This window comes from Psychrobacter sp. TWR1-1-1 (genome assembly GCF_049895865.1).
GTDB lineage: Bacteria > Pseudomonadota > Gammaproteobacteria > Pseudomonadales > Moraxellaceae > Psychrobacter > Psychrobacter immobilis_A.
The window spans coordinates 57,215-83,361 of sequence record NZ_JAFCTE010000001.1 but is presented as its reverse complement, the minus strand read 5'-3'; the positions used below and the strand labels follow the sequence as shown (position 1 = coordinate 83,361).

Annotated in this window: 20 protein-coding genes; 10 read left to right on the top strand and 10 right to left on the bottom strand. The window is 43.0% G+C overall.

Annotated features, from left to right (window positions below):
• Positions 1 to 229: 229 nt before the first annotated feature.
• From ACP69U_RS00310 to ACP69U_RS00300, 3 genes are all read right to left on the bottom strand, one after another.
• Positions 230 to 2,284 carry a propionate--CoA ligase gene (locus tag ACP69U_RS00310; RefSeq protein WP_426137450.1) on the bottom strand — a complete coding sequence of 685 codons (2,055 nt, stop codon included), beginning with the start codon at positions 2,282 to 2,284 and terminating at the stop codon, positions 230 to 232.
• 219 nt (positions 2,285 to 2,503) lie between these two features.
• The gene (locus tag ACP69U_RS00305; protein WP_426137449.1) at positions 2,504 to 4,174 is read right to left on the bottom strand and encodes a fatty acid--CoA ligase; all 1,671 of its coding nucleotides are present in this window, start codon (positions 4,172 to 4,174) and stop codon (positions 2,504 to 2,506) included.
• Between the two features lie 177 nt (positions 4,175 to 4,351).
• Entirely contained in the window at positions 4,352 to 5,551 is a 1,200-nt protein-coding gene (locus ACP69U_RS00300) for an MFS transporter (protein WP_426137668.1), read from the bottom strand.
• A 412-nt stretch (positions 5,552 to 5,963) separates the two neighbouring features.
• Between ACP69U_RS00300 and ACP69U_RS00295 the strand changes: the two genes are divergently transcribed.
• Complete coding sequence (locus tag ACP69U_RS00295; RefSeq protein ID WP_426137448.1) at positions 5,964 to 6,953, top strand: alpha/beta hydrolase family protein; 990 nt, start codon at positions 5,964 to 5,966, stop codon at positions 6,951 to 6,953.
• Between the two features lie 136 nt (positions 6,954 to 7,089).
• Here ACP69U_RS00295 and ACP69U_RS00290 read toward each other — a convergent pair whose 3' ends face one another.
• On the bottom strand, positions 7,090 to 7,881 hold the full coding sequence (locus ACP69U_RS00290) for an ankyrin repeat domain-containing protein (RefSeq protein WP_227676062.1): 792 nt from the start codon (positions 7,879 to 7,881) through the stop codon (positions 7,090 to 7,092).
• 301 nt (positions 7,882 to 8,182) lie between these two features.
• On the opposite strand from ACP69U_RS00290, the gene ACP69U_RS00285 reads away from it, so the two are divergent.
• The gene (locus ACP69U_RS00285; RefSeq protein ID WP_109590054.1) at positions 8,183 to 8,929 is read left to right on the top strand and encodes a hypothetical protein; all 747 of its coding nucleotides are present in this window, start codon (positions 8,183 to 8,185) and stop codon (positions 8,927 to 8,929) included.
• 94 nt (positions 8,930 to 9,023) lie between these two features.
• Here the strand turns inward: ACP69U_RS00285 and ACP69U_RS00280 are convergent, their stop codons facing one another.
• The 3 genes from ACP69U_RS00280 to ACP69U_RS00270 all read right to left on the bottom strand — a co-directional run bounded on the left by ACP69U_RS00280 (position 9,024) and on the right by ACP69U_RS00270 (position 12,671).
• On the bottom strand, positions 9,024 to 9,542 hold the full coding sequence (locus tag ACP69U_RS00280) for an Rrf2 family transcriptional regulator (protein WP_426137447.1): 519 nt from the start codon (positions 9,540 to 9,542) through the stop codon (positions 9,024 to 9,026).
• 284 nt (positions 9,543 to 9,826) lie between these two features.
• A complete protein-coding gene (locus tag ACP69U_RS00275; protein WP_426137446.1) occupies positions 9,827 to 11,068 on the bottom strand; it encodes an NnrS family protein in 1,242 nt (413 codons plus the stop codon).
• 199 nt (positions 11,069 to 11,267) lie between these two features.
• The gene (locus ACP69U_RS00270) at positions 11,268 to 12,671 is read right to left on the bottom strand and encodes a DASH family cryptochrome (RefSeq protein WP_426137445.1); all 1,404 of its coding nucleotides are present in this window, start codon (positions 12,669 to 12,671) and stop codon (positions 11,268 to 11,270) included.
• Between the two features lie 200 nt (positions 12,672 to 12,871).
• On the opposite strand from ACP69U_RS00270, the gene ACP69U_RS00265 reads away from it, so the two are divergent.
• Complete coding sequence (locus tag ACP69U_RS00265) at positions 12,872 to 13,102, top strand: hypothetical protein (protein ID WP_045446342.1); 231 nt, start codon at positions 12,872 to 12,874, stop codon at positions 13,100 to 13,102.
• 94 nt (positions 13,103 to 13,196) lie between these two features.
• Here ACP69U_RS00265 and ACP69U_RS00260 read toward each other — a convergent pair whose 3' ends face one another.
• Positions 13,197 to 14,687: an aldehyde dehydrogenase family protein gene (locus ACP69U_RS00260; protein WP_426137444.1), complete on the bottom strand. Its 1,491-nt coding sequence runs from the start codon at positions 14,685 to 14,687 to the stop codon at positions 13,197 to 13,199.
• A gap of 406 nt (positions 14,688 to 15,093) precedes the next feature.
• Between ACP69U_RS00260 and ACP69U_RS00255 the strand changes: the two genes are divergently transcribed.
• The 7 genes from ACP69U_RS00255 (at position 15,094) to ACP69U_RS00225 (ending at position 23,348) form a co-directional block, all read left to right on the top strand.
• Positions 15,094 to 15,696: a TetR/AcrR family transcriptional regulator gene (locus tag ACP69U_RS00255; RefSeq protein ID WP_055124963.1), complete on the top strand. Its 603-nt coding sequence runs from the start codon at positions 15,094 to 15,096 to the stop codon at positions 15,694 to 15,696.
• Positions 15,697 to 15,904: 208 nt separating this feature from the next.
• On the top strand, positions 15,905 to 17,125 hold the full coding sequence (locus tag ACP69U_RS00250; protein WP_426137443.1) for an iron-containing alcohol dehydrogenase: 1,221 nt from the start codon (positions 15,905 to 15,907) through the stop codon (positions 17,123 to 17,125).
• Positions 17,126 to 17,264: 139 nt separating this feature from the next.
• A complete protein-coding gene (locus ACP69U_RS00245; RefSeq protein WP_426137442.1) occupies positions 17,265 to 18,314 on the top strand; it encodes an NADP-dependent oxidoreductase in 1,050 nt (349 codons plus the stop codon).
• Positions 18,315 to 18,533: 219 nt separating this feature from the next.
• On the top strand, positions 18,534 to 19,211 hold the full coding sequence (locus tag ACP69U_RS00240) for a type 1 glutamine amidotransferase domain-containing protein (protein ID WP_045446333.1): 678 nt from the start codon (positions 18,534 to 18,536) through the stop codon (positions 19,209 to 19,211).
• Positions 19,212 to 19,258: 47 nt separating this feature from the next.
• Entirely contained in the window at positions 19,259 to 19,888 is a 630-nt protein-coding gene (locus tag ACP69U_RS00235; RefSeq protein ID WP_426137441.1) for a glutathione S-transferase family protein, read from the top strand.
• Between the two features lie 440 nt (positions 19,889 to 20,328).
• The gene (locus ACP69U_RS00230; RefSeq protein ID WP_426137440.1) at positions 20,329 to 21,945 is read left to right on the top strand and encodes an MFS transporter; all 1,617 of its coding nucleotides are present in this window, start codon (positions 20,329 to 20,331) and stop codon (positions 21,943 to 21,945) included.
• 107 nt (positions 21,946 to 22,052) lie between these two features.
• Positions 22,053 to 23,348, top strand: coding sequence for an HlyD family secretion protein (locus tag ACP69U_RS00225; protein ID WP_426137439.1), 1,296 nt, complete (start codon positions 22,053 to 22,055; stop codon positions 23,346 to 23,348).
• Between the two features lie 672 nt (positions 23,349 to 24,020).
• Here ACP69U_RS00225 and pdxH read toward each other — a convergent pair.
• Together pdxH and glmM are read right to left on the bottom strand one after the other, a co-directional pair.
• Positions 24,021 to 24,665, bottom strand: coding sequence for a pyridoxamine 5'-phosphate oxidase (gene pdxH, locus ACP69U_RS00220; protein WP_426137667.1), 645 nt, complete (start codon positions 24,663 to 24,665; stop codon positions 24,021 to 24,023).
• A 43-nt stretch (positions 24,666 to 24,708) separates the two neighbouring features.
• Complete coding sequence (glmM, locus tag ACP69U_RS00215) at positions 24,709 to 26,079, bottom strand: phosphoglucosamine mutase (RefSeq protein WP_426137438.1); 1,371 nt, start codon at positions 26,077 to 26,079, stop codon at positions 24,709 to 24,711.
• Positions 26,080 to 26,147 lie beyond the last annotated feature (68 nt).

The following is a 26,147-nucleotide window of genomic DNA, read 5'->3' as shown; positions in this document are numbered from 1 at the left end:
TATACCAATAAACCATTTTTAGGGTCAAGCGCTTTGTCAAAATTTTATCTGAGTTTATGTTAACGAGAAAAACTTTATGTAAGGTATATTTTCAGTTTGAGCGAAAGCGACTAAGTGCTGATAAAAATTAGGAGACGCCTTAAATTAAAAATAAAAAAGCCCATGATTGTGCATGAGCTTTTTTCAATATTAACGTCAGATGGCTTTTTTCAATTAATACGCCATCGTATTAGTAGTCTTTCATGGACTGCTTAATCGCGTCAATCGCTGTTGGATTATCAAGCGTTGACATATCTCCTGTTTCGTTGCCTTCTGCTAAAGCACGAATGGCTCGACGTAAGATTTTGCCAGAGCGCGTTTTTGGTAGTGCTTGCGGGAAATAAATTGCCGCTGGCCTTGCGATACCACCAAGGGATTTGACCACAGCACCGATGACCTGCTGCTCAATACGGAAACGATTTTCAGTGGTCGTGACTTGTTCATGATCTCTCAGCACACAAAAGGCTATCGGCAACTCCCCTTTCAATTCATCATGAATACCCACAACCGCACATTCTGCCATCTCTGGATGCGTACTAATCGCTTCCTCAATTTCTTGCGTGCCAATACGATGACCGGCGACGTTAATCACATCGTCAGTGCGTCCTAAGATATAAAAATAACCCTCCTCATCAGTCACGGCATAGTCTGAGGTTGAGTATTGCTTGCCATCAAACAGACCAAAATAACTGCTAATAAAGCGTTCGTCATTTCGCCATACCGTGGTCAGACAACCGGGCGGCAATGGTGCACGAATCGCGAGCAGTCCTTTTTCGCCAGCTTTACAAGGTTCGCCTGTTTCTTCATTAATGACATGCGCATCATAACCATACATGGGATAACCGGGTGAGCCTTGCTTGTGCGGCTTATGATTAAATTTGGGTGTGTTACTTAGAATGGGCCAGCCAGACTCTGTTTGCCAATAATGGTCTAAAATTGGCACACCTAAATGCTTAGTCAGCCAGTTGGCTGTCGATTCATCCAGTGGTTCACCTGCCAAAAAGAAGGATTTTACGCTGGAGACATCATAGCGCGTCATCCATGTCTCATCTTGTTTTTTCAGCATACGGACACCCGTCGGTGCCGTGAATAAAATATTGACCTTGTTTGCTTCGACAATTCGCCACCAAATACCGGGATTTGGGCGATGCGGCAGACCTTCATACATCACACTCGTCATGCCCGCCAGCAATGGCGCATAAATGGTGTAAGAATGCCCAACCGCCCAGCCGATATCTGATATCGCCCAAAATGTCTCGCCCGCCTTGCCATCGTAGATATAGTCCATCGACGTCGTTAACGCAACCGCGTGACCACCTGTATCACGTTGCACGCCTTTTGGCGTACCCGTCGTACCAGAAGTATAAAGCAGATACGATGGCGTATTTGACTCAAGCCAAACTGGCTCGACAATCGCATTGGCTTCACAGCTGATACGGCGCTGGGTTGCATAATCAACATCAATATTTTTTGGCTCAAATGGTAAAATGCCACGATTGATGACCAATACATGTTCGGGCTTAACTGTTGCTTGCTCGACCCCTTGATTGACAAGGTTTTTATAATTAATAACTTTACCACCGCGCAAACCTGCATCCACCGTGATGACCATTTTTGCTTCGGCATCATCCATACGAATGGCTAAGTTATGAGCCGCAAAACCACCAAATACCACCGAATGTACCGCACCGATACGAGCGCAAGCCAACATGGCATAAGCGGCTTCTAGAATCATCGGCATGTAAATGATAACGCGATCGCCCTTGCCAATACCATGACGCTGTAGCACATCAGCAAAATAATTGACTTCTTTATATAGGTCATTATAGGTCAGACGACGCTTGGTATAGTCCGTGTAAAGCTCAACGTTATTACCCAAATCTTTAAACGCATCGACGACTGCAGGAAAGGTTTCTATTAACTCTTGGTTAATCTCAGAGGATAACCAGATAAAAGCATCCTGCTCTGCGCGTTCTGCAAGATGGCGATCCACACAGTTATAGCAAAGATTGGTCTCGCCGCCGACATACCATTTAGCAAATGGCAAATTACTGTCATCAAGGATTTGCTCAGGCTCTTTATGCCAATAGATACGCTTGGCTTGCTCAGCCCAAAACTCTTCTTTATTTTCAATAGAAGAGTGATAAATTTCAGCAAAAGTTTGAGTGGTATTAGATAACGCTTGAGAAGTCTGAGCTTGATCTGACGATTGGTTAGTCACTGAAGTGGCGGTTTGCTCGCTCATAATAGCTGTCCTTAGCATAAATGATGGGTAATACGATGTAATATTGTCTAATAATGTCATAATAAAGATTGGCTATCCCTGCCAGCTATCTCTAATAGAACAAAAAAACCGATACACTACGTATCGATTTATTAGGTATCGGTTTAAAATGTAGCAGAGCTAACAATAAAGGTCAACTATTAAGCCGGTTATCTGCTCAATAGTTAAGACACTTTAAACCTACACCTCAGTTTGATCAGCATACATCTCACGCATCACTTTTTTGTCATGCTTACCAACAGAAGTCTTTGGCAACTCATTGACGAACTTAAACTGACTTGGCACACCATATTTCGGAATAATACCCCGCTCTACGGCTTTCTCAGCAATGGCTTTGATATCATCAACGCTCGTGTCTTGAGCATTAGGTTTTAACACAATCAAGGCCAATGGACGCTCGCCCCATTGCTTATCACGTATCCCAATCACAGATACGTCAGCGACCGCTGGATGTAACGACAAAATCGTCTCAATCTCTAATGACGATATCCACTCGCCGCCTGACTTAATGACATCTTTTAAGCGATCAGTAATCCTAATATAACCATCAGGACGTATATAAGCAATGTCTTGGGTGTGCATATAGCCGTTTTCCCACAGCTCTTTGCCCGCATCGTCATTTTTCAGATAGCTTTGCGTTAACCAAGGTGCGCGTAATACCAGCTCGCCAGTATTGTCTTGACCGGTACCAACCGACTCATTATTGCTACTCCATATTTGAGCATCCACCATCAGTACGGGCTTACCAGTCATACAACGGCGAGCGATATCTTCATCTTCACTCATTTTAGGCTCGTCGAGACTAAATTCTGTCAAGCTAATAAGGGGCGCTGTCTCTGACATACCATAACCAGTATATACTTCGATACCTTGTGCCATGGCTGTTTTTGCCAAGCCTTCTGTCAATCGTGAGCCACCGATGATCATTTTTAAGCCATTGAAACTGGCACCACGATCTTGCGCTTCTTTGAGCACCATTTGCAAAATCGTTGGGACACAATGGGTAATACTAACTTTTTCATTAATAATCAAATCCATTAACACATCTGGTGCATAGCGTCCCGGATACACTTGCTTCAGACCAGCCATGGTCGCGGTAAATGGAAAGCCCCATGCATGCACGTGAAACATTGGCGTCATCGGCATATAGACATCACCGTAACTGACGCCTTGCTTGTCGGGCAGCATACCTAGTGTCGCAGCTTCGGTGAGGGTATGCAATACTAACTGGCGGTGGCTAAAGAATACGCCTTTTGGATCGCCCGTCGTGCCTGAGGTATAAAACGTCGTGGCAATGGTGTTTTCATCAAAATCTGGGAAGTCAAACTCACTATCGGCAGCTTGTAATAACGCTTCATATTCACCTACTACGCGGTTTTGATTACCACCGAAGACTCCTTCAAATGTCACACCATCATCATCTAGCCAAATAATGTGCTCAATACTAGAGTTTTCAAACTGATAGCTTTTGACCAATGGCGCAAACTCAGAGTTGAGCAGCAGCACTTTTGGCTTAGCGTGATTGATGGTATAAAGAATTTTTTCTGGCGATAGGCGGATATTAACGGTTTGTAAAATATACTCTGACATCGGTACCGCGAAATACGACTCAAGATAACGATGGCTGTCCCAATCCATCACCGCCACTATATCACCTGCATCTAGATTTAAACCTGCTAAGACATTGGCCAAGCGATTGATACGATTGAATAAATCTTTATAAGTGAGGCGTTTTTTGTCAGCATAAACGATTTCTTGCTCAAGCGACACCGTTTTGGCACGGTTCAATAGTTGCTTAACTAATAAAGGATAATCGTAAGCAGAAGGGGCGCTGTGGTAAATATTTGACATAGATGTGACGTCCTTGTTGGTCATGCGGATAAGTTATTATGCGGGTGAATCATGGATAATTGATGGCGTATTGAGCAGGCTATATCGATAGTAAGAAAAAATAGGTGCTATGTAAAGCGACCTTACGTAAACATCCTAAGCTGCAATAGCTTGATGAAAATTGCTCAAAAACAGCCATCAAGCCGCGCGTGATTTTGTTTTTATCATGCCAAAACTGGCAACCAGTAATGCCAAAATCTGTACAAATAAGAGCAGCCATACTGTGAGCGACCACTGCCCGCGCGCATAAGCCATGCCGCCTAACCACGCACCCATCGTACCGCCAGCATAATACCCCATGTAATATAAACCAGACGCCAATGAGCGCCCTTTTTTAACATTGACGGCGATATAACTGATGGTGGCAGCTTGGGTGATAAAGACACCTGAGGACATAATAGCAAGACCAATAATAATGCCCCATAACGGCGTCACTAGTGTTAACAGCACCCCAATCATAGAAACGAAAACAGCCACACGTACTGTGCGCGCTGAACCAAAGCGACGTAGCAAGGTCGTCGACAATGGCGTGATGACAACGCCTATTAAATAAACGGCAAAAATATTGGCAAGCGCACCCGTACTCAACTCATATGGCGTCTTAGCAAGATGTAGATTGATAAAGGTAAAACAACCCACGAGTGAAAATAAAACACACGCCCCTAACAGACAAGCCGTCACCACATAACGATTGGTTAAATGCTCACCGAGCGTCTGCATCGCGGAACGAAAATTCGGATTGGCCACAAACTGCTGTGACGATGGTAGCATCTTGCCGACCCACAGCGCACCGATAAGGGTCATCGCTGCCATCACATAATAGCCTGCACGCCAGCCGATAAGCTCGTGCAAGTGCCCAAGTAAAAATCGCCCCATAAAGCCGCCAAGTACCGAGCCTGAGACATAGAACGACATCAGTTCCGTGACAGCGCGTCCCTCAAACTCTTCACCGATATAAGCTATCGTCACCACGGTAATGCCCGGTACAGACAACCCTTGCATAAACCGCCACATGCCCATCCAACCAATACTCGGACTTTGGGCAATTAAAGCAGTTGGTATCGCTAAAAATAATAACGCGCCAACGACAAAGGATTTACGCCCCACAGCGTCAGACAGCATGCCCAAGAATGGCGACATAATAGCAATCGCCATCACCGTTGCACCGACGATCATACCAGCTTGCACCTCAGTTGCAGACAGGTCTACCATTAATACGGGCAAAATGGCCTGAATAGAATAGACTTGCAAAAAGGCAAACATCCCAATCAAGCCAATGGTGAGTTTTAAGACCCACGATGTTGCATTATTGATTGGTGTAGATAGAGGTTCTGGCATATTATTTTGGGATTTACTGATGGTATTTTTCACAGGGATACAGGCTATGTTGGACGCGGATGATCTGGCGTGAGTAATAGAAATAGGACGATAATAGCTGAAATAATGACAAAAACAATAATGAAAATAATGGCTGATGCTAGGGATAGGCGTCATATATGATTTTAGCACACCAAATACCAGACTCTGGTTTCGGTGTGTTATCGGTATTGCTTTATTTATGCTTAGGGTCTGTTGAACACTAAAAACTGCTGATTTATATACTGCGTAGATGACGTATATTTTTGACAGCAAGCAGATTACTGTCTACTATTATTTTGATCTATTATATATAAATGCAATTCACAAAAACTTATACCCACAAAATATAACCTGCGACAAAATCCAACTCACCTATAGCAGACGCTCTATCATGCCCAAATACCCTTATTATTCGCAATGGATTGGCGCTATAGGCGCACTGGTTTTTTCTATAAATGCGTCGGCAGTTACGTTAGACGAAGTAGCCGCAACGAACAAGCTCACAATTAAAGAGCAATCGACCAAAATAGTATCAACCCCGATAGCGTCAGCGGTTGCAATAACATCGCCTGTATCAGCACCAGCCGTGCCGTCAAACTGTATCGCCGACAGTATTATTACAGCGGCTAATCTGTCAGATACGCGTGATAAAGGGCCTTTTTCGGTGGCCAAAAAACCCGTTCCTCGTCAGTTAGCCAACGGCTTTGGTGGCGGAACTATTTATTATCCAACCAATGCAGGCGGCTATGGTCTGTTAGGCGGAATCGCAGTGATACCCGGTTATGTGTCCTACGAATCTTCTATTAAATGGTGGGGGCCACGTTTGGCATCTTGGGGATTTGTGGTTATTACCATCGATACCAACTCCATTTATGATGACCCAGAGAGCCGTGCGGCGCAGTTAAGTGCCGCGCTTGATCATATGCTTCGTGACAATACGGTAGGCGCTCAGATAGATAGTACGCGCTTGGGTGCTATTGGCTGGTCAATGGGCGGCGGCGGTGCACTCGAGCTAGCGACAAAACGTCAGACGGTTCGAGCGATTATTGCGCAAACGCCCTATCACGATAAAGACTATGGCGAAATGAACACGCCTGCTTTATTCATTACTTGCCAGAATGACCGTATTGCCTCAAATAAAAAATACAGCAGTCGTTTTTATGATAAAGCTACAGGCGCAAAAATGAAGATTGAGATAAAGAACGGTAGCCATTTTTGTCCAAGTTATCGTTTTAATGAGATATTACTGAGCAAGCCCGGTATTGCTTGGATGCATCGCTATATTAATGGCGATACCCGATTCGATCAGTTTTTATGTAGTAACGACAACTATGGCAACAATCCTCGTATATCCGCTTACGACTATAAAAACTGCTCATAAACAAGGCATTCATGAGAAAAGCACTTATAAACTAGGTACTGATAAACAATCTGCTGGTCAATCTCTGACTTAGGAGCGCTTAGCATACAAAAAGGCTACCGAAATGGCAGCCTTTTTTGTAAAGTCATTAACGCAATTATTCACAGCTCGCTTTGCCAGTGCGATGATTCACAGCACCATTGGCGGCTAATAGCTTTTGCATATCAACCAAATCTCGCGAACACGCATATGAATAGGCACCTTGATTATATGAGCCCATTTTTTTGTCTTTGGTCGTTGCCACTAGATTTGGATTAGCACCTTGCGCCAATAAATAGTTGACAGTTTCAAGGCGATTATTACTAGCTGCAACCATAATCAAGGTTTCACCATCACTTTCTACCGTCTGATCATTTAAGTCCACAGGCGCTTTTTCATTCAATAACGTATGTACTTTTTTGACAATATTGGTATTTTTTCCCAGTACAGCAGATTTCATGACGTTATAAACATCACCGTCATCTTTAGCATAGATATCAGCACCTTTGCTGACTAAGTAATCGACCACATCTTCATAGCCGATAAAAGCAGCCCAGCCTAACGCCGTTTGGTTAAGGCTACCTGTATCTTTAACTTCTAAGTCTTGACCATTGTTAACCATGTATTTGACCGTGGCTAGATCACCATGTTTTACGGCGTCAAACCAAGTAGCATCTGCACCTGTGGAGGGTTTGTCATAAAACACACGCCAAGAAAGTTTGTTTTGATTGGCAAGATCAAAATTCTCAGTAGTGCTGAAACGAAAACCCACTTGTGGGACTGGTGCGGTTTGAGCAGCTTGGATAGTGTCAATTTTAGTGACGCTGTTATCATTGTTTAGGCTTGAGCAACCTGCTAATAACATCGTTGCCATAACCGCTGATGCGCTCATTTTTCCAAAAAATCTCATGACTCAACCTTCAAATACAAATTAAATAGTGAGAGATATTATACAGATTCATTAAATAATAATCTATAAATTATAAGCTATGAATGACAATGACCCTCGAGTAATATAGGCTTATATCCGACTTTAACGTTATACACTGAACCTAACAATCAACATCTTTTTTATAACAGACTTTAGGTACATGACTCACCATAATAAGATATCAATTATAATAAGTTGTCATCTACTGATAAGGAATATTCATTATTAAAATTGCTGAGACATTAAAAAACTCGAATAAAAACACTAAGGAATAATTTCAATGACCGATAAAATTCATGATTTAGGGGCAGGATTTTGGAATATACGCGGATCTTTTCGCATTGGCGGTGTTCTAAACATTGGCACTCAGTGCTCACTTATACAGTTAAACTCAGGAAAGTTTATATTTTTGGATAGTTATTCATTGACTGGTGACGTACGCGATGAGGTGATGGCATTAACCAATAATGGTCAAGATGTCGAAGCAGTACTGAACGTCCACCCATTCCATACGGTGCACTGTGCACAAATGGCAAAAGACTTCCCGCAGGCGACCTTTTATGGCAGTCGCCGCCACCATAAAAAAGTACCTGAAGTACAATGGGCAGATGACTTGGTTGAAAGCGATGCGGTCGCCAAGCGTTACCCTGAGCTTAAGTTCTCAATGTCACAAGGCATCCACTATATCTCACCCAATGAGATGATTCATGCAGGCTCACTATTAGCCTATCATCCTGCCAGTCAAAGCTTGCACGTCGATGATACCTTTATGAGTCCACCGATGAAGTTATTAGAGGCGATATTACCTGAACTGATACTGCACCCAACGACCAAAAAAGCGCTAAAAAATGAGCCCGATGCAGGCAAGCAATACTGCGATTGGGCAAGCAATTTGGCACATGAATGGCGCGATGCGCGTAATTTCTGCGCCGCACATTCCTATTTAGTGACATTCAATGACGGTGAATTTGAAGTGGCGCTATTAAAAGCCATTGATAAAGCCCGTCCAAAATTAGAAAAAGCTTAATTGACCGTATAATCTCACATTAGAAGCATAACAAAGGGAGTGACCAAGATGGTCGCTCCCTTTTTTGCAATGACGCCATCAACATCAAAAGTTATTAACGAAACAATAAAGACGCTAGCTCATCTTCGTTATTGATGATATCTGCCAAGGTATAGCGCTCAAGGACGTTAATAAATGCCGTTAATGCTTCAAAGAATACACTTTTTAGTTGGCATGCTGGGCTAATGACACAGCCTCTAGCATTATTTGTCGTTTCATCAATAAGCGTAATAGGCAAACCTGTTGAACCAGTCTGTCCACCATCACTACTCTTATCATTCGCGGGGGTCGCAAAGCATTCGACCAAATCAAAGTCTGGCTCTATTTGTTTAATTAATACACCCAAATTGATGTCTTTTGGCGCACGAGCCAAACGTATACCGCCATTTTTACCACGCACACTTTCTATATAACCAAGCTGACCCAACTGATGAATAATCTTGGTCAAATGACTTTTAGAAATGCCATAACTGTCGGCAATACCACTGATATTTGCGAGTAATGGCGGCTCTGGTCTCACCGCCAAGTAAATCAATGAGCGCAGTGCATAATCGCTATAATTGGTCAATCGCATTTATTTGCGCTCCTATTTTATATAAATCTCTCAAGTATGTATCAGCCTAAATTTTAGCAATGTAACTCTATAATTTTGAAAATGAGGGTCTTGAAAAGTCAGTATCTCAAACAAACGGTATTTCGGATAAACGGTATTTCAAACAAACAGTGTCTGGAAAACAAAGGTCTTAAAACCTTATAACATTTGCAAAATAATCTACTTAAAAATATCAACAATCAGTCGATAGACTTGGATAAATACCCTATTATTTTGGCGATAGCATTATAACGGCTCTACAGGCTCTAACCAAACAAACCATCAGGTCTAGGACGTGCCAGCATCGGCAAATAACTGATGCAAAATAGCACGAAGCAAGCAATCCACGCCCCTTGGGCAATCATGATCCATAATAGATAGTGACTCATATCGGCAAGCGGCAACAGCACGCGACTGACAAATGCCAATACCATCAGACCGTACATAATATTCACCGTCTTGGGCGGCTGATGAATGCTGCGTCCCGTATGGCCAAGCGATACTCGCGTCATCATCGCCACGGTCATCATACCAACGCCAGCAATGGCAAGCCCATGCATCGCAATACTATGAGTATAGCCCAACCATGGTTGCAGCGCATACAGCAGAAAACTCAAACACATGCCCAAAAATGCAACATATAATGACCAAAGCAATGGCTTTTGCCAGATACCGCGATGATACCAACCTACCAAACGGACGATATTAACCACTGCTACGCCAAGTGCTGTAATAGTCAGCAGATACTGATTAGGATAAAACAAGTCACTGATAAAAAAGGCTAAGAAAAACAATAAACTCGCAATATCCTGTACTTTACTATTGCGCAACTTGATGACTTCCGTCGTTCCAACACTGAGACCACGTTCAATAAAGAATGGCACCACGCGGCGACCAATGGTCAGCACCAAACCGATAATTAAATAAAACCCTAGATAAATACCTATTTTAGTCATACTCATATCGGCATTGATAATACCCCAGTAGCAGATTCCATTGCCAACGGTCAATAATGCCAATTTCGCTAAGATGCCCATTTGCTTATACTGCTTGACCTGCAATACCGCTCGACATATCACAAATGCCATTGAGGCGATAAACAATAAGTCAAATACTGCGGCGACATATAACAACGATATACTGCTACCCGCAACCATCATACCAAGCCCAAAACCTGCCCAGCTCAAACGTGCCAGCAGCCAACAGCCAAATATAGCCAGCAGCTTATAACCATGCGGCATCATTACCCCTGTCCACGTCTTCACTGCCGTGAGGAGAAATCCTGCAATGACCGCCAAGGCATAACCATAGACCATCTCATGACCGTGCCAGTACAACGGATTCAGTGCTTGTGCGTCAATATCTGTATGACCGGTAAATACAAAAGACCATAGCAGCATCGTTATCACGGCAAATAGCGCGGCAGCACTAAAAAATATTCGAAAGCTCAGATTCAGGATAGGATGCGGAGAGCTGGGCGGCTTGCTGGGTAAGTTGATCGATTGCATGGCAGTCTTCTTAGAAGCATGTGAATAGAGTTTAACTTAAAGATTCATTTTAAATGAATGTTATAAGTTATACAATAGTGATAATTTTATAGCTCATTATAACGTTTTGCTATTAGCATAAAAAACCACCGCTGATAAGACTATTAAGCGGTTTAAAACGTGCTATTTAGCATTTATGGTCTAAAATCCATAAACCGCTTTAACGTGCATGACCGCCTTGCCATTTATCAATGAACTCACCATTGGGATCGTGTTGCTGGGTTTGCTTGCGAAGATTAAATTGCCGACATCCTCTTGGATCAGCGCCTACGCCCGCTAGATATTGCCAATTCCCCCAATTACTCGCGACATCATAATCGATAAGATGCTGCTCAAAATAGGTTGCACCGTAACGCCAGTCTAAACCCAGCTCATGAATAAAGCAGCTAGCAACGATTTGTCTGCCTCGATTAGACATATACCCTGTTTGCTTTAGCTGATTCATGCAGGCATTGACGATAGGATATGGCGTGCTGCCATTCTGCCATTGCTGCAAACGCTGATCGTCAAAATGAGTAGCTGGTAATTGATGACCAATGCCCTTAAACAAAAATAGATTACTACCATGCTCAATTGCATACCAATAAAAATACTCGCGCCACAGCAGCTCAAACCATATCCAATACGTTGACTCATTGGCGATAACCTCACGCTCATAATGACGTAAGCGATTCAACAGTATTTTCACAGACAAGCAACCATTTGCCAGCCAAGGTGAGAATTTAGTGGAATGCGTCCAGTCATCCAGTGCATTACGTGTGGTTTTATAAGTGCGCGGCGCAGCAGAATCGAAATAGTGAGTTAAATGAAGCATTGCATTTGTTTCACCACCTTTAAAACTAAGCGCTTGCTCATCAGATGGTTGTGTTTTAAAAAGGTATTTACTATGCGCTATTAACGCATCAGGCATTGGCGGCAGCGACTTTGGCGTAGGAAAAACGGCCACTTCGTCGTCAGCATTCAATAAATCATGGCTTGTTTCAACCTTTTTGCGAAACTGGGTAAAGCTTTTGGGCAGGTCTTGTGTCGGTAAATCAGCAAATAGCGTATGGGTTGATTGCCTGTGCCATATTATCTGCGGATATTTGCTCTGCAAGGCAGCATAGCCTTTATTTTGATTATAGTCTGCGGTGTGGCTGACACAGATATCGGTGACTTGTTGCTGCTCAATGAGCTGGCATAACTGAGTAAAGGCGTTTAAGGCAGACTCTACCTTATCTGGCGACAACTGACTCTTTGATAAATAGCTTGGCGACAGATACAGCAATCGATTACCAAGGCGCTGAAGCGATCGATCCAAATCAGCCAAGCTCTCAGACAAGAACTGCTGACGAGCAGCGCCCATCTCATTAAAGTGGTAAGCTTGACGGCTCTCTCTCGATTGAATGCAATCAGCCAAAAAATCAGCATAGATAAGCATCAGGTTGCCTTGATTACTTTTAGCCAATGTCGCCGCTTTGACTAACGTTTCATTGTCCTCTATGCGCAAATCGTTATGAAATAAGACCAATACCGCTTTTTTGACTGACTTATTTGATGCGTTGTCTGATTGGTGATTTGACATACTCTCGATTCCCAAGTAGTTAAACGCGCTCACTTGAAGCTGAGTCTAAACTATAATATTTTAGAATGTGACACACAGTATAGAGCGTGTTACCCGTTCAACTTAAGTCGCTAACCTCGTTGTTATCTGCGTTATACTAGCCATAAGCATTGACTATCACTGAGCTGACTGCTTAGATGGTTTATAACTAGGAGAATGTCATGACTCAAGAACACGCTTCCCATGAAAAGCGCAAAATCATCGATAAGTTTTTGATGAAACTCACCAAAGAAGAGCCGCAAATGTATTATGCTAGCACCTCTGAGGTCGCTCGTAGCATCCATACTATGATAAAAGAGCACACCAATCGCTTGTCGGTAGAAGATCAAGCGCTCGTTAGACATATGACCGTCGAGGAGATACAAGGCTTGCTAGGCTTTCACCTTAAATAATCACACTTTCAACGTTCCCATAAAAAAAGCCCGCTGATTTGCAGGCTTTTTTATTGTTAAAACTTTAATTTAGAGCATTGAAAATATACATCGCTTAAAACGGATACTCGCGTGGCTCATGTTGCATAGATATCCAGTGCGTTCTAGTGAACTCTTCTAGCACCCACTCACCGTTAAAACGACCAATACCTGAGTTTTTCTCGCCACCGAATGGTAAGTTACTTTCATCATTGACTGAAATATCATTAATATGGGTCATACCCGCTCTGATACCGCGAGCAAAGCGCATGCCTTTTGCCATATCTTTTGTAAATACCGCACTCGACAGACCAAACATTGAGTCATTGGCAATCGAGAGCGCATCATCTTCATCTTTGGCACGGATGATACCGACCAATGGTCCAAACACCTCATTACGTGACAAATCCATCTCGCGCGTCACTTCAGTAAAGATGTGCGGCGGTACCACTTGACCTTTAATCTCACCACTTAATATCATTTTTGCGCCTTCTTTCTGCGCATTAGCGATTTTCTCTTTCAACGATTCGACTTGTTTTTTGTTAATAATCGGACCAACCGCCGTGTCTTGTTTGCTCGGATCGCCGACATTTAACGTTTTAACGTGTGCCAAGAAACGCTCAACGAAGTCATCATAAATCTCGTCTTCAACGATAATACGATTGATAGCAATACAGATTTGACCTTGATGTAAGAACTTCCCAAAGGCTGCTGCTTTGACCGCTTGCTCAATATCAGCGTCTTTTAATACCACAAATGGACTGTTACCACCCAACTCAAGCGCTACTTGTTTAATGTAGTCGCCGCCATTAGCCAACTCGCCAATGCGCTTACCGACTGAAGTAGAGCCAGTAAATGATACAAAGCTTGGGGTTTTGTGTTCAACGATCGCATCTCCTATCTCTTTGCCTGAGCCAACAACCACGTTGAGCAAGCCTTTTGGCAAACCTGCTTCTTCGAATACTTTTGCTAGCAGCAAACCACCAGTCACTGGAGTATCACTCGCAGGCTTGAGTACCACAGCGTTACCAAGTGCTAAGGCTGGTGCAATAGAACGTTGTGTCAAATGTAATGGAAAGTTCCACGGACTAATGACAGCGACGACACCGATGGGCTCACGGTAAACAAAGTTTTCTTTGCCAGGGGTGTTAGATGGACGAATCTCGCCATGTACACGACTGGGGAAAGTCGCAGCCTCAAGGGTAATGCCGCGGGTAGCAGCAAACTCCACCATGGCTTTAACACGGGTACTGCCCGACTCTTTAATGAGCCAATCGACGATTTCATCTTGGCGCTGATCTAAAATCTCAACCACTTTATATAGTACACCTGCTCGTGTCGCTGGCGTTTGCTGTGCCCACTCTTTTTGTGCCGCACTTGCTGCTTGATAAGCTTCATTAAGCTGTGCTTCTGTCGCCTGCTGAATCTTTACAAGTGTATCGCCATTGTAGGGGTTGGTGTTGGTATTGACGCTATCATCTTGACCGCTTTGCCATTCCCCTGCAATGTACTGGAGGTGGAAATCATTATAGGCATTGGCTTTGGTATTATCGGTATCAGTTAACATAATTCTTCTCATTTATTTTATGGATGTTATGTTGGTTGTCAATAAAACAGTATGGCTAGCAAATTGAGGCAGATAAAAAATAACCCTTAACACAGTTATTTATATTAAATAGCCTGCGCTCGCGACATTTGATTAAGCACATCAAAACGAAACTTGCTAGACGACTGGTCTAATGCTACCATAGACCTCATACAAATAAGCGTATTTTGTCAGCAAGTATTGTTGAAAAAACGTAACGTGACCATATCAACCCTGACAATAAGCACTCATTATAAGCAACGATAAAAATCTGCATCGACCCATAGAAAGTATCATGAATAATTGTTAATAGCGCGCTAAGTAGCATTATTCGCCATACCTTATCTCTGAAATACATTCATAAAAAATATAGGAGGACATTACCATTATGTCTGCGGCCTCAACCACAATCCCACCAGATACCAAAACGCATCTGTTAGAAACAGGCTATCAATTGATTTCTAAAAAAGGCTTTACTGCCGTCGGTATCAAACAAATACTAGACACAGCCGGTATTCCTAAAGGCTCTTTTTACCATTATTTTGCCTCAAAGGAAGCGTTCGGTGAAGCTATCATCAGTCATTATTTCACTGATTATAAGATACGCTTAGACACCATTGGTCGTCAAAAAGTTAATGCTCAGCAAAAGATTTATGATTACTTTCAAAGCTGGTATGACACCCAGCAAAATGGCTGTGATCATGAAAAATGCTTGGTGGTGAAGCTCAGCGCTGAGGTTGCAGATCTGTCTGAACCTATGCGCATCGCACTGAATGCTGGTTACCAGCAGACCATCAGCTGGCTTGCTGAACAAATCAAAGCAGGCTGGGCGGATGACTCTGTACCACAACCTGACAATATCGCGGCCGAGAGCATGGCAAAACGTTGGTATTTTGCTTGGCTTGGTGCCAGTTTAATCGCCAAGATTAGCCAAACCAATACACCGCTTGCAGAAGTATGGCAGATGACTACTTCTCAATTGGGACGCTAATCTCGTGCGTTAAACGCTTTTTAGCCATTTATACTTCCCTATATCTAAAGCAAAAAATTGAGTTATAAGAGAGTTTTGTAAAAATTACTAGACGACTGGTCTATTTAATGTACAATGCCCACAGTTGCAAAAACGAATGGCTAATTTGCCACTGAGATTTTTGCACCCCATACGCCTAACACAAATATTTAATGATTTTAGGAATACTATGAATAACTTCCAATATTACAATCCAGTACGTATCGTCTTTGGTGAAGGTCAAATCAAACAACTATCGGAATTGGTACCGACTGATGCCCGTGTACTTATCACTTATGGTGGCGGTTCGGCACAGCGCACAGGTACGCTAGACGAAGTAAAAGAAGCCTTGGCTGCAAGTGGTACACGTACCCTATTCGAATTTGGTGGTATTGAAGCCAATCCAGAATTCACGACTCTTTTAAAAGCAGCAGACATGGTCAATGAGCACAATATTGACTTTTTGCTAGCGGTCGGTGGCGGCTCAGTCATTGATGGTAGCAAATTTGTGGCATTGGTATCGTCACTCACTGAAGAAGATGGCACGACTGTCTCACGCGAACAAGCATGGAACGCACTAACCAGCTATTGCAGAGACATTGATTCTGCCATCGATTTGGGTGCTGTTTTGACCATTCCAGCCACTGGCTCTGAGATGAACTCAGGCGGCGTCATCAATTATAGTGAACGTCAAGCTAAGCTACCATTTGGCAACGCACTTGCCTTCCCTAAGTTCTCAATATTAGATCCAATCAAAACATTGACATTACCTGAGCGTCAAGTGATGAATGGTGTTGCGGATGCCTTTGTCCATGTCATGGAACAGTACCTAACGTATCCAGTCAATGCAAAAGTGCAAGATGCCTTTGCTGAGAGCTTGCTGAAAATCCTCATTGATGAAGGTCGTATCGTTAAACAAGATCCAGAAAACTTAGAAACACGTAAGAATATTATGTGGACAGCGACCATGGCACTCAATGGTCTAATCGGTGCAGGCGTACCGCAAGACTGGACGACACATATGATCGGTCATGAGCTAACCTCGTTACATAGCATCGATCATGCTCGCACCCTAACCATTTTATTACCCTCAGTAATGCGTGAGTTGAAAGACAGCAAAAAAGAGAAACTACTTCAATATGCACATAATGTCTGGAATATTACGCTCGATGATACTCATCAAGACGAAGACGCTGTCATTGAAGCCGCTATTATCCTTACAGAAAACTTCTTCCGTGACCTTGGCTTGCCCGTCAGTTTAGAAGATGCAGAACTTGATGAGTCAGCTATTGATCCGATTATCAAGCAGCTTGAGGCGCACAACATGGTTCAGTTAGGCGAGCACAGCAACAATGATTTAGAAGTGTCACGCCGTATTCTACAACGTGCTATTAGTAGCAAAGCTGCTTAATAAAAACACCACCGTAATAAGAAACACATATTGTTATGCTATTTATAGTAGTTGCTCAGCACTGAGTAACTACTACATTCGCCATTAAATATCAAAACCAGTAAATATTAAAATCAATAAATAGAAAAGGAATCTGATAATGAGCTTTGATAAACAACAAAATCAAAAAACAAACCGTCAAATTAAATTGGCAAGCCGTCCAACAGGTGAGCCAAAAGCTGAAAACTTTGACATGGTAACCAGCGATATTCCATCGCCAAACAACAATGAAATGCTGCTGCGTACCGTTTACTTATCCTTAGATCCATACATGCGTGGACGTATGAGCGATGCGAAAAGCTATGCTGATCCGCTAGAAGTGGGTGACGTCATGATGGGTGGCACGGTTGCCCAAGTCGTTGAATCCAATATCGACAAATTTGCTGTGGGTGACTTAGTGGTCTCAAACTCAGGCTGGCAAGACTATAGCGTCAGTGATGGCGAAGGCGTCTTAAAGCTTGACAGAAACATGTCAAATCCTTCTTATGGTTTAGGTGTATTAGGTATGCCCGGCTTTACCGGTTATATGGGTTTGACCGACATCGGTAAGCCGCAAAAAGGGGAAACTTTGGTCGTCGCTGCTGCAACGGGTCCCGTTGGTGCAACGGTAGGTCAAGTTGGCAACCAGTATGGCTTACGTACCGTTGGTGTGGCTGGTGGCAAAGAAAAATGTGACTTTGCTGTCAATGAGCTCGGCTTTGATGTCTGTATTGATCATAAAGCGGATGACTTTGCCGAGCAATTAAAAGCGGCGTGCCCAGATGGCATCGATATCTATTACGAAAACGTCGGTGGCAAAGTGTTTGATGCCGTTATGCCATTATTAAATGCGCATGCACGTATCCCAGTCTGTGGTCTGGTCTCGCAATACAACGCCACCGAGCTGCCTGATGGTAAAGATCGTCTAGGCGTATTAATGGGCAACATTCTAAGCCGTCGTCTCACCATCAAAGGGTTCATTATTTTTGAAGAGTATGGTGATCACTTCCCAGAATTCTTAAAAACCATGAGCAAATGGGTCGAGTCAGGCGATGTTAAAACCAAAGAATATATCGCTGAAGGCTTAGACGATGCACCAAACGCCTTTGTTCGCATGCTAAATGGCGATAACTTTGGTAAAACAGTGGTTAAAGTTTCTGAGGTTGAATAACCGAACCAATGGTTATCAGTTGATTGAATCGCAAATAACGACTTAACAACATAACTTGCTAAGACAACCACTGAAAATGACCTCTCAACCATGAATACTGTTCTATGGATACCGCTAGCAGTCATTGCAAATACTCATATTGATTACAGATGATTAATTAAGCATGACTGCTAACAACCCATGATTTAAGAACAACATCAATAATAAATAAGGACGACTATGAATATTTTAATGGTACTAACCTCACATGATAAGTTGGGCGATACTGGCAAAAAAACGGGCTTTTGGCTAGAAGAATTTGCCGCGCCTTATTATGCTTTTATCGATGCGGGCGTCAATGTGACACTTGCTTCTCCTGCTGGCGGGCAGCCACCGCTTGATCCGAGCAGTGACACTGAAGACACGCAAACGAAAGATACCAAGCGTTTTAAAGAAGACAGCGACGCTCAAAAGCATCTTGCCAATACTGAAAAACTCGCTGATATGAACGCTGAAGATTTTGATTCAGTCTTTTATCCAGGCGGTCATGGTCCACTATGGGACTTGGCAGTTGATAAAAATTCGATCAATTTGATTGAGACGTTTGTCAAACAAGACAAACCTGTCGCCTTTGTTTGTCATTCTCCAGCCGCTCTTAAAAATGTCAAAATTGACGGTGAGTATTTAGTCAAAGGCAAAACAGTGACTGGCTTTACCAATTCAGAAGAAGACGCCGTTGGTCTAACAGATGTCGTGCCATTCTTAGTAGAAGATGCACTAAAAGCCAATGGTGGTAACTATGAAAAAGCCGCTGATTGGGAATCATTTGTGGTCGAAGATGGCTTGCTGATTACTGGACAAAACCCAGCGTCATCAGAGGAAGCTGCCAAGCGTTTAATCACTAAGCTGAAAGGCTAATATCTTTTTAACGTTAATATAATAGACCATGCAAAAAGGCCACTATCATGATTCGCTTACATCATCTCAACCAGTCTCGCTCATTACGTATTTTATGGCTTTTAGAAGAGCTGGGCGTACCTTATGAGATCATTAGTCATCAACGCGATCCTAATACTCACTTGGCACCAGACAGTTTAAAGGCGGTACATCCACTCGGCAAATCTCCGGTTATTGAGATGGATGGTCAACTTTATGCCGAATCGGGTGCAATCACTGAGTTATTGATTGAGCGATTTGCGCCAGAGCGCTTACGTCCTACGACTGATAGCGTAGACTATGGACATTATCTGCAATGGATTAACTTTGCTGAAAGCTCGCTCATGTTGCCGTTATTACTGGAGCTATTTACCAAAAAAGCCGGTATCATCGACAACGAGTTTTTAGATGGTTATATCAGTCAAGAAAAACACAGACTGTTGAGCTATCTAAACGAGGAAGTTGCAGATAAGCCATTTATCGTTGGTCATAAGCTAAGCGGCGCTGACTTTATGCTGTCTTTTGACTTAATCATGCTGGCTAAGCGTGAAGCGTTAGATGATTATCCGCATATCAAGCAGTATGCTTTACAACTCGCCAGTCTTGATAGCTATCAACGTGCCATGCGTTTAGAGGCGAATTATGATCACTCAATTTAGTACCATGGTCTAACTGTTTATCGACTATCTAATGTATAAAAAACAGCTCTTTATAGAGCTGTTTTTTATGGGCAAAAATGACCTGAGTCGTAGCTATTTGACATATAGGGCGGGTAACACCGTAGCGGTTTAAAAGTGCTCTGACTATAGCACTGTGTTTCTTATCGTCTATCATTGACAGACAGCAGCATCTATCTTTTAACTTGATTTTCAATGTGTGAGTTATGCGTGATAAATGCTCAACAAAAATTATGATAAAATATTCAAAACAGGGTTTAAAATACTTTTTTGGTTTTATCAGTCTATTAAATGACTTTCTGTTAAATGGCTTTTTATTAAATGACTTTGAACGTCTTGAGTCTTATGACTATCCGATGAGCGTGATGCTTGTTTAACAACGGCTATATACCATTTTATCCCTCTACGCAGATTATCCACCCATGAGTACTGAATACCAGTTTAAGCCCCATGAACGACCATTCATGCTTGGCTCGCCTGCCACCCCTGATCACCCTGTGCGCCGTAAAGTATTTTATTTACTGATTGGTATTTTTATCAGCTTAACTGCCAGCTTTCAGAACGGTCTATTGGTCGCGAATCTCACTCAAATCCAAGGCGAAATGGGTTTAACGCCCGTAGAAGGTGGCTGGATATCAGTCGCCTACAATATGACCAATGCTTGTGTCACGGTGCTGCTGTACAAAATTCGCCAGCAATTTGGCATGTCGTTATTTAGCAAAATCACTTTGTTCTTTTTATTGGCAGCCACCAGTATGCAGTGGCTGGTCAGTAGCAATCTGCTCAGTACAATGACTGGCATCAGCATCGAGCCTTATTATTTAGAGCTGGTTGCCCGTGGCTTTAGTGGTGTGGTGGCTAGTGCGATGACGGTATTGTCTATTTTTTATTGTCTACAAGGCATGCCAACTGCTCGGCGTATCAGCGGACTGATATTGGGGTTCGGCTTGGTGCAGTTTGGCATTCCACTGTCACGGATTATCTCGCCTTATTTAGCCGTTGATGGTCAGCTTGAAGGTTTATTTTTATTTCAAGTGGGATTATCGCTGATTTGCTTTGGGCTTATTAACATTCTTGAGCTACCACCGGGCAACACGGAAAAAGTCTTTGAAAAACTTGATTTGGTGAGTTTTGGCTTTTTTGCCAGTGGTCTTGCCGCCCTATCGGTATTTTTAGTACAAGGTAGAATTCAATGGTGGACGATGCCTTGGCTTAGCTATCCATTGATCATTGCCGTCGTGACTATCTCGATTGCTTTATGGATTGAGACGCATCGCAAAAACCCTATGTTACAAGTGCGCTGGATGCGTAGCCGCACCATTATTGCCTTTATGATTACTGGTGCCGTCATGCGTATTTTGCTGTCTGAGCAAAGTGTGGGTGCCGCAGGATTATTAGCAAACCTTGGTTATGGTAATGACCAGCTGATTGTTTTCTATGCCATCATCTTGGTGGCTAGCATACTGGCATTAGTGATTAGCATTTTTACCACCAAAGAGACGGATCTACGCCGACCCGTGATTTTTGCAGTTGCATTGATTGCGATTGGTGCATGGATAGATACGGGTGTGTCGCTGAACTCTGCCCCTTATATGTTCTATTTCAGTCAGTTTATAATCGCTTTTGCTGCCGTTTACTTTATGGGACCAATGGTATTTGAAGGTATGTTTCGCGCCATTGCTAACGGACCTGCCTATATTATTAGCTTTTCGGTGATTTTTGGTATCTCACAAACGATCGGCGGTTTAGCAGGCGCGGCAGGTATTCAAGCTTTTACCACCATTCGTACTCAGATGCATTATGCCGATATGGTCAGTTCAATGAATACCACTGATCCTGCTACGATGACCCAAATGCTACAGAGTGTGCAACGTCAAGCAACGGTCGCCGCTTATGACGATTTATTCTTTTTGATGGCCGTGGGCGCCACCATCACCGCGCTATATTTATTGATGGTTTATTTTTATTACCTTTATCATAAACGCAATCCACTTGGTAAAGAACTTGCCGCATTGGCAGAAATGATGGGCAAAAAATAACAGGTGATAATCATATCGATTTGTTGCTGTTACCTTTTCTTCTTATGCTAATTACTATATTTTAAAAAGTTATCCACTATGTTTACTAATCTCATTAGGAGCGCATCATGAGCGAAGACAAATTCAATGATCTTGATGGCCATAATCAAGACACCGCTCAAGATGCCACCCAAAATACTGCTGAAAACAATCAGACATCATCCAATGCAGCAGCAATAGAGATGCCTCTAAACCAATCGAAAAATGATGATACTGTGACCGTACCGAAAAAAGAGGACTCGGTAATAACGTCAGTTGCTGATACTGATGAAACGCCAATGCCGCCAAAAGAGCCTATTCCTGACGCTACAGGTTGGTCGCCTAAAAAGAAATCTTACTTTAACCTAGGCTTATTAATTGCACTAATCATTATTGGCGTCCTTTTGATTCTTTATGCATGGAAGCTACCGCCCTTTACGCCTACGGTTCAGCAGACTAATAATGCCTTTGTAAAAGGTCAAACAACGATTATCAGCCTGCAAGTTTCTGGCTATGTCACAGAAGTGGCAGTGCAAGATTTTGAAAATGTACAAGCAGGTGATTTATTGGTCAAGATAGACGACCGTGCCTTTTTGCAGCAGCTCGAACAAGCACAAGCCAATATCGAAGTCGCTATGACCGACCGCTCAAGCAATGCGCAAGATACGGGCACCAGTCAGGCACAAATCGAAGCACGTAAAGCGGACTTGTATAGTGCCAAAGTCAGCGTTGATAGTGCACGCGAAGATGTAAAGCGCTATCAAGGGCTTGATGCGATTGGCGCAGTATCCAAAGCAGAAGTTGCTCATGCCCAAGCTCAGCTCGCTCAAGCACAAGCTGGCGTGCAGCAAGCAGAAGCCAATTTACAAGTCGCCCTTGAAGCCAGAAAAAAAACCAGTGGTAGCCGCTCATCACTCGATGCCAATATTAAAAATGCAGAAGCAGTTGCTAAGCAAGCACAGATTAATTTAGACAATACGATTATTACTGCCCCTGAATCAGGACAACTGAGTCAAGTCAGCGTCAAAGCGGGACAATATGTCAGCGCGGGTACACAGCTCATGTATGTGGTGCCAAAAGGCGTGTGGATTATCGCCAACTTTAAAGAAACCCAAGTGGCACATATGACCGTCGGTGAGCCTGCAACTATTCATGTGGATGCGCTAGGCGGCGTTAAGTTTCGAGGTCATGTCAGCAATATCTCGCCAGCGACTGGCAGTGAATTTAGCGCAGGCGCGGCAAATCCCGCGACTGGCAACTATATTAAAATCGCTCAGCGCATTCCAGTACGAATAGATTTAGAGCAAGGACAACCTGAGCTTGCGCAATTGCGCCCCGGTATGTCGGTATCGGTCGATGTCGATACCAAAAAAAATAAAAAATAAAGGGATATCTGCAACTCGGCCTTTCTCTTATTTAAATGGTAAGACTAGAGCAAGAAAATCTTGATACTATCAATCAATTGTTATGCTGCTTACATCTACAGTCAATTTATGATGAATTTACTATATGAAAGGAACGATAATGCGGCATAAAATAATAGGGTTAAGCACTTTACTAATTTTATCAGGATGCATAAAAAATTATAAGAACACGGAAGTTCAATTGGTCGAATTTAAACGGACATCATCAGATTATGAAATAACTTTCCTATCAGAAGCCAATTTTTCAATACGTGAATCAACTAGAAATACAGGGAGTTATATACATTGTATCAACGATAAACGAATCTATGGTGATAAATACATTCCTGACTACTCTTCGAATAATTATTTGAGCGGCAATATTCCTAAAAACACCAAACCTACTGCTGACACACTTTCAGATCAATACATCTATAGCATTAAACTTGATTCTTCAACATACTTAGAGAACGACAAAACCTTATACTGCCGTATATTTACAGGAAACTTCCCAGGAAAGCTAAAAAAGTCGCAAGTACTCGAGGTTATACCATAAAGCTTTTAATAAAATTAGGTGCTGTTGCTGCTCTAAACAGCAACAGCACCTAAGAAATCACTCTCTGCTTATATCTAAATAATAAATAGCAAATATGTTTAAGGTAATAAACGCTTGGTAGTCCAGCTTTCACCATTGTCTTTAGTATAGACAATACGGTCATGCATACGATTGGCACGACCTTGCCAAAACTCAATCTCATGAATGCTAATCTCGTAACCACCCCAAAACGCTGGTGTTGGCACTTGGCTACCTTCTGGATACTGGTTTTGCAGCTCATCAAACTTGGCTTGCATCACTTCACGATCAGCAACCTCGCCACTTTGCGGTTGACTGACCCACGCACCCACTTGACTGTCGTGAGGGCGCTTTTGAAAGTAAGCAGCTGACTTATTAGCATCGATTTTAGCAATGCTGCCACTAATACGTACTTGACGCTCCAGCTCATGCCAAAAGAATAGCGCTTCGACATTCGGGTTTTCGGCAATATCTTGACCTTTAGCGCTTTCATAGTTGGTATAAAACACCACACCATTTTCAGTAATCTCACGCATAAGTACGATGCGCACGCTAGGTTTATTATCAGTACCGCACGTCGCTAGACTCATCGCATAAGGCTCTTGCACCTTTTGTGCTATTGCCTCATTCATCCATTCTTTTAGTAGCTCAAATGGAGAGTCTGGGACGGACTGTTGATCAAGCTCACCTTTTTCGTATGACAAACGCTGATCGGTAAAATCCATGCTCATAAAATATTCCTTATTTTAATATAACTATGTTATGACTTTAACCCAATACTGCTTTGATATGGTCAGCCAAATCATTTGCCAATACATCACATTCTATTTCATCATCCGACTCAACCATCACCCGTATCATAGGTTCTGTACCTGATTGGCGAATGAGCAGACGACCGCGACCTTCTAAAGTGGCTTGCGCTTTTGCAAAAGCAGCAACCAGCTCTTCATGCTCAAACGGATCTTGCATTTTACTTAAGCGTACATTGACCAGTTTCTGTGGCAATTTTTCAAAGCCTTCGGTCAAATCACTGAGCGCTTTACCACGTGCTTCCATCACCGCAAGCACTTGCAAGCCGGCGATAATTGCATCGCCCGTACGACTCTTATCTAAACATAGAATATGACCCGATGGTTCGCCGCCCAGTATCCAGCCATTTGCTTCAAGCTCATGCATCACATAACGATCGCCTACTTTTGCACGCGTAAATTTAACATATGCTGCTTTGAGTGCCAGCTCTAAGCCCATGTTACTCATGAGCGTACCAACCACACCTTTCGCCTTAGTCTGACCTTGGGTAGCAAGTACGTATAAAATGCCATCGCCGTCGACCAGATTACCAGCCTCATCAACCATCACAATACGATCGCCATCACCGTCTAGTGCGATACCAACATCTGCCTCGTGCTCAATCACTGCTTTCTGTAAGCCTTCAGGATGGGTAGAGCCGCAGTCGGCATTGATATTGACGCCATCAGGCGTATTGTTAATAGCAATCACATTGGCACCCAACTCACGCATGACTCTCGGTGCCACGCTATAGCCTGCACCATTGGCACAATCTACAACGACAGTCAGATGACTCAAGTCGTACTGATAGGGAAAACTGCCTTTACAGAATTCGATATAGCGACCTTTGGCATCATTGATTCGATTATTTTTCCCCAATTGTGCTGGATCAAGAATAGGCATGATCACATTATTGTCCGCCTCAGAGGCACTCATAATCGCTTTTAGCTTATCATTAATGGAGTTTTGCATCTCATCAGTCAGCTTTTTGCCATCTCCTGAAAACAGCTTGATACCGTTATCATAGTAAGGATTGTGCGACGCTGAAATAACTACCCCAGCATCTGCATTAAAACTACGGGTCAAATGCGCAATCGCTGGTGTGGGTAATGGTCCAAGCATATGCACATCAACACCAGCGGCATTAAATCCCGCTTGCAATGCGCCTTCAATCACATAACCTGACAGCCGCGTATCCTTACCGATGACCACGCTTGGCTTGCGCGCAGGATTGTCATTATTCTCTATCAGCACACGTCCCGTCACATAGCCCAATTTTAAAATAAAGTCTGGTGTGATCGGCGACTCACCGAATTTTCCGCGAATACCATCGGTGCCAAAGTAGCTCATTATGTATGCTCCCAAATCTAAGAGTGAAAACCAGACGAATACGCAAACAATAACGTATAAACAGTCTA

What these genes read in the sequence shown, in the direction of transcription:
- ACP69U_RS00295 (WP_426137448.1), top strand. Translation starts at nt 5,964, where the DNA reads ATGCCCAAATACCCTTATTATTCGCAATGGATTGGCGCTATAGGCGCA.
- pdxH (WP_426137667.1), bottom strand. Translation starts at nt 24,665, where the DNA reads ATGGATTTTACCGATCAGCGTTTGTCATACGAAAAAGGTGAGCTTGAT.
- ACP69U_RS00305 (WP_426137449.1), bottom strand. Translation starts at nt 4,174, where the DNA reads ATGTCAAATATTTACCACAGCGCCCCTTCTGCTTACGATTATCCTTTA.
- ACP69U_RS00290 (WP_227676062.1), bottom strand. Translation starts at nt 7,881, where the DNA reads ATGAGATTTTTTGGAAAAATGAGCGCATCAGCGGTTATGGCAACGATG.
- ACP69U_RS00225 (WP_426137439.1), top strand. Translation starts at nt 22,053, where the DNA reads ATGAGCGAAGACAAATTCAATGATCTTGATGGCCATAATCAAGACACC.
- ACP69U_RS00300 (WP_426137668.1), bottom strand. Translation starts at nt 5,551, where the DNA reads ATGCCAGAACCTCTATCTACACCAATCAATAATGCAACATCGTGGGTC.
- ACP69U_RS00265 (WP_045446342.1), top strand. Translation starts at nt 12,872, where the DNA reads ATGACTCAAGAACACGCTTCCCATGAAAAGCGCAAAATCATCGATAAG.
- ACP69U_RS00255 (WP_055124963.1), top strand. Translation starts at nt 15,094, where the DNA reads ATGTCTGCGGCCTCAACCACAATCCCACCAGATACCAAAACGCATCTG.
- ACP69U_RS00285 (WP_109590054.1), top strand. Translation starts at nt 8,183, where the DNA reads ATGACCGATAAAATTCATGATTTAGGGGCAGGATTTTGGAATATACGC.
- ACP69U_RS00245 (WP_426137442.1), top strand. Translation starts at nt 17,265, where the DNA reads ATGAGCTTTGATAAACAACAAAATCAAAAAACAAACCGTCAAATTAAA.
- ACP69U_RS00240 (WP_045446333.1), top strand. Translation starts at nt 18,534, where the DNA reads ATGAATATTTTAATGGTACTAACCTCACATGATAAGTTGGGCGATACT.
- ACP69U_RS00235 (WP_426137441.1), top strand. Translation starts at nt 19,259, where the DNA reads ATGATTCGCTTACATCATCTCAACCAGTCTCGCTCATTACGTATTTTA.
- ACP69U_RS00310 (WP_426137450.1), bottom strand. Translation starts at nt 2,284, where the DNA reads ATGAGCGAGCAAACCGCCACTTCAGTGACTAACCAATCGTCAGATCAA.
- ACP69U_RS00280 (WP_426137447.1), bottom strand. Translation starts at nt 9,542, where the DNA reads ATGCGATTGACCAATTATAGCGATTATGCACTGCGCTCATTGATTTAC.
- glmM (WP_426137438.1), bottom strand. Translation starts at nt 26,079, where the DNA reads ATGAGCTACTTTGGCACCGATGGTATTCGCGGAAAATTCGGTGAGTCG.
- ACP69U_RS00275 (WP_426137446.1), bottom strand. Translation starts at nt 11,068, where the DNA reads ATGCAATCGATCAACTTACCCAGCAAGCCGCCCAGCTCTCCGCATCCT.
- ACP69U_RS00270 (WP_426137445.1), bottom strand. Translation starts at nt 12,671, where the DNA reads ATGTCAAATCACCAATCAGACAACGCATCAAATAAGTCAGTCAAAAAA.
- ACP69U_RS00250 (WP_426137443.1), top strand. Translation starts at nt 15,905, where the DNA reads ATGAATAACTTCCAATATTACAATCCAGTACGTATCGTCTTTGGTGAA.
- ACP69U_RS00260 (WP_426137444.1), bottom strand. Translation starts at nt 14,687, where the DNA reads ATGTTAACTGATACCGATAATACCAAAGCCAATGCCTATAATGATTTC.
- ACP69U_RS00230 (WP_426137440.1), top strand. Translation starts at nt 20,329, where the DNA reads ATGAGTACTGAATACCAGTTTAAGCCCCATGAACGACCATTCATGCTT.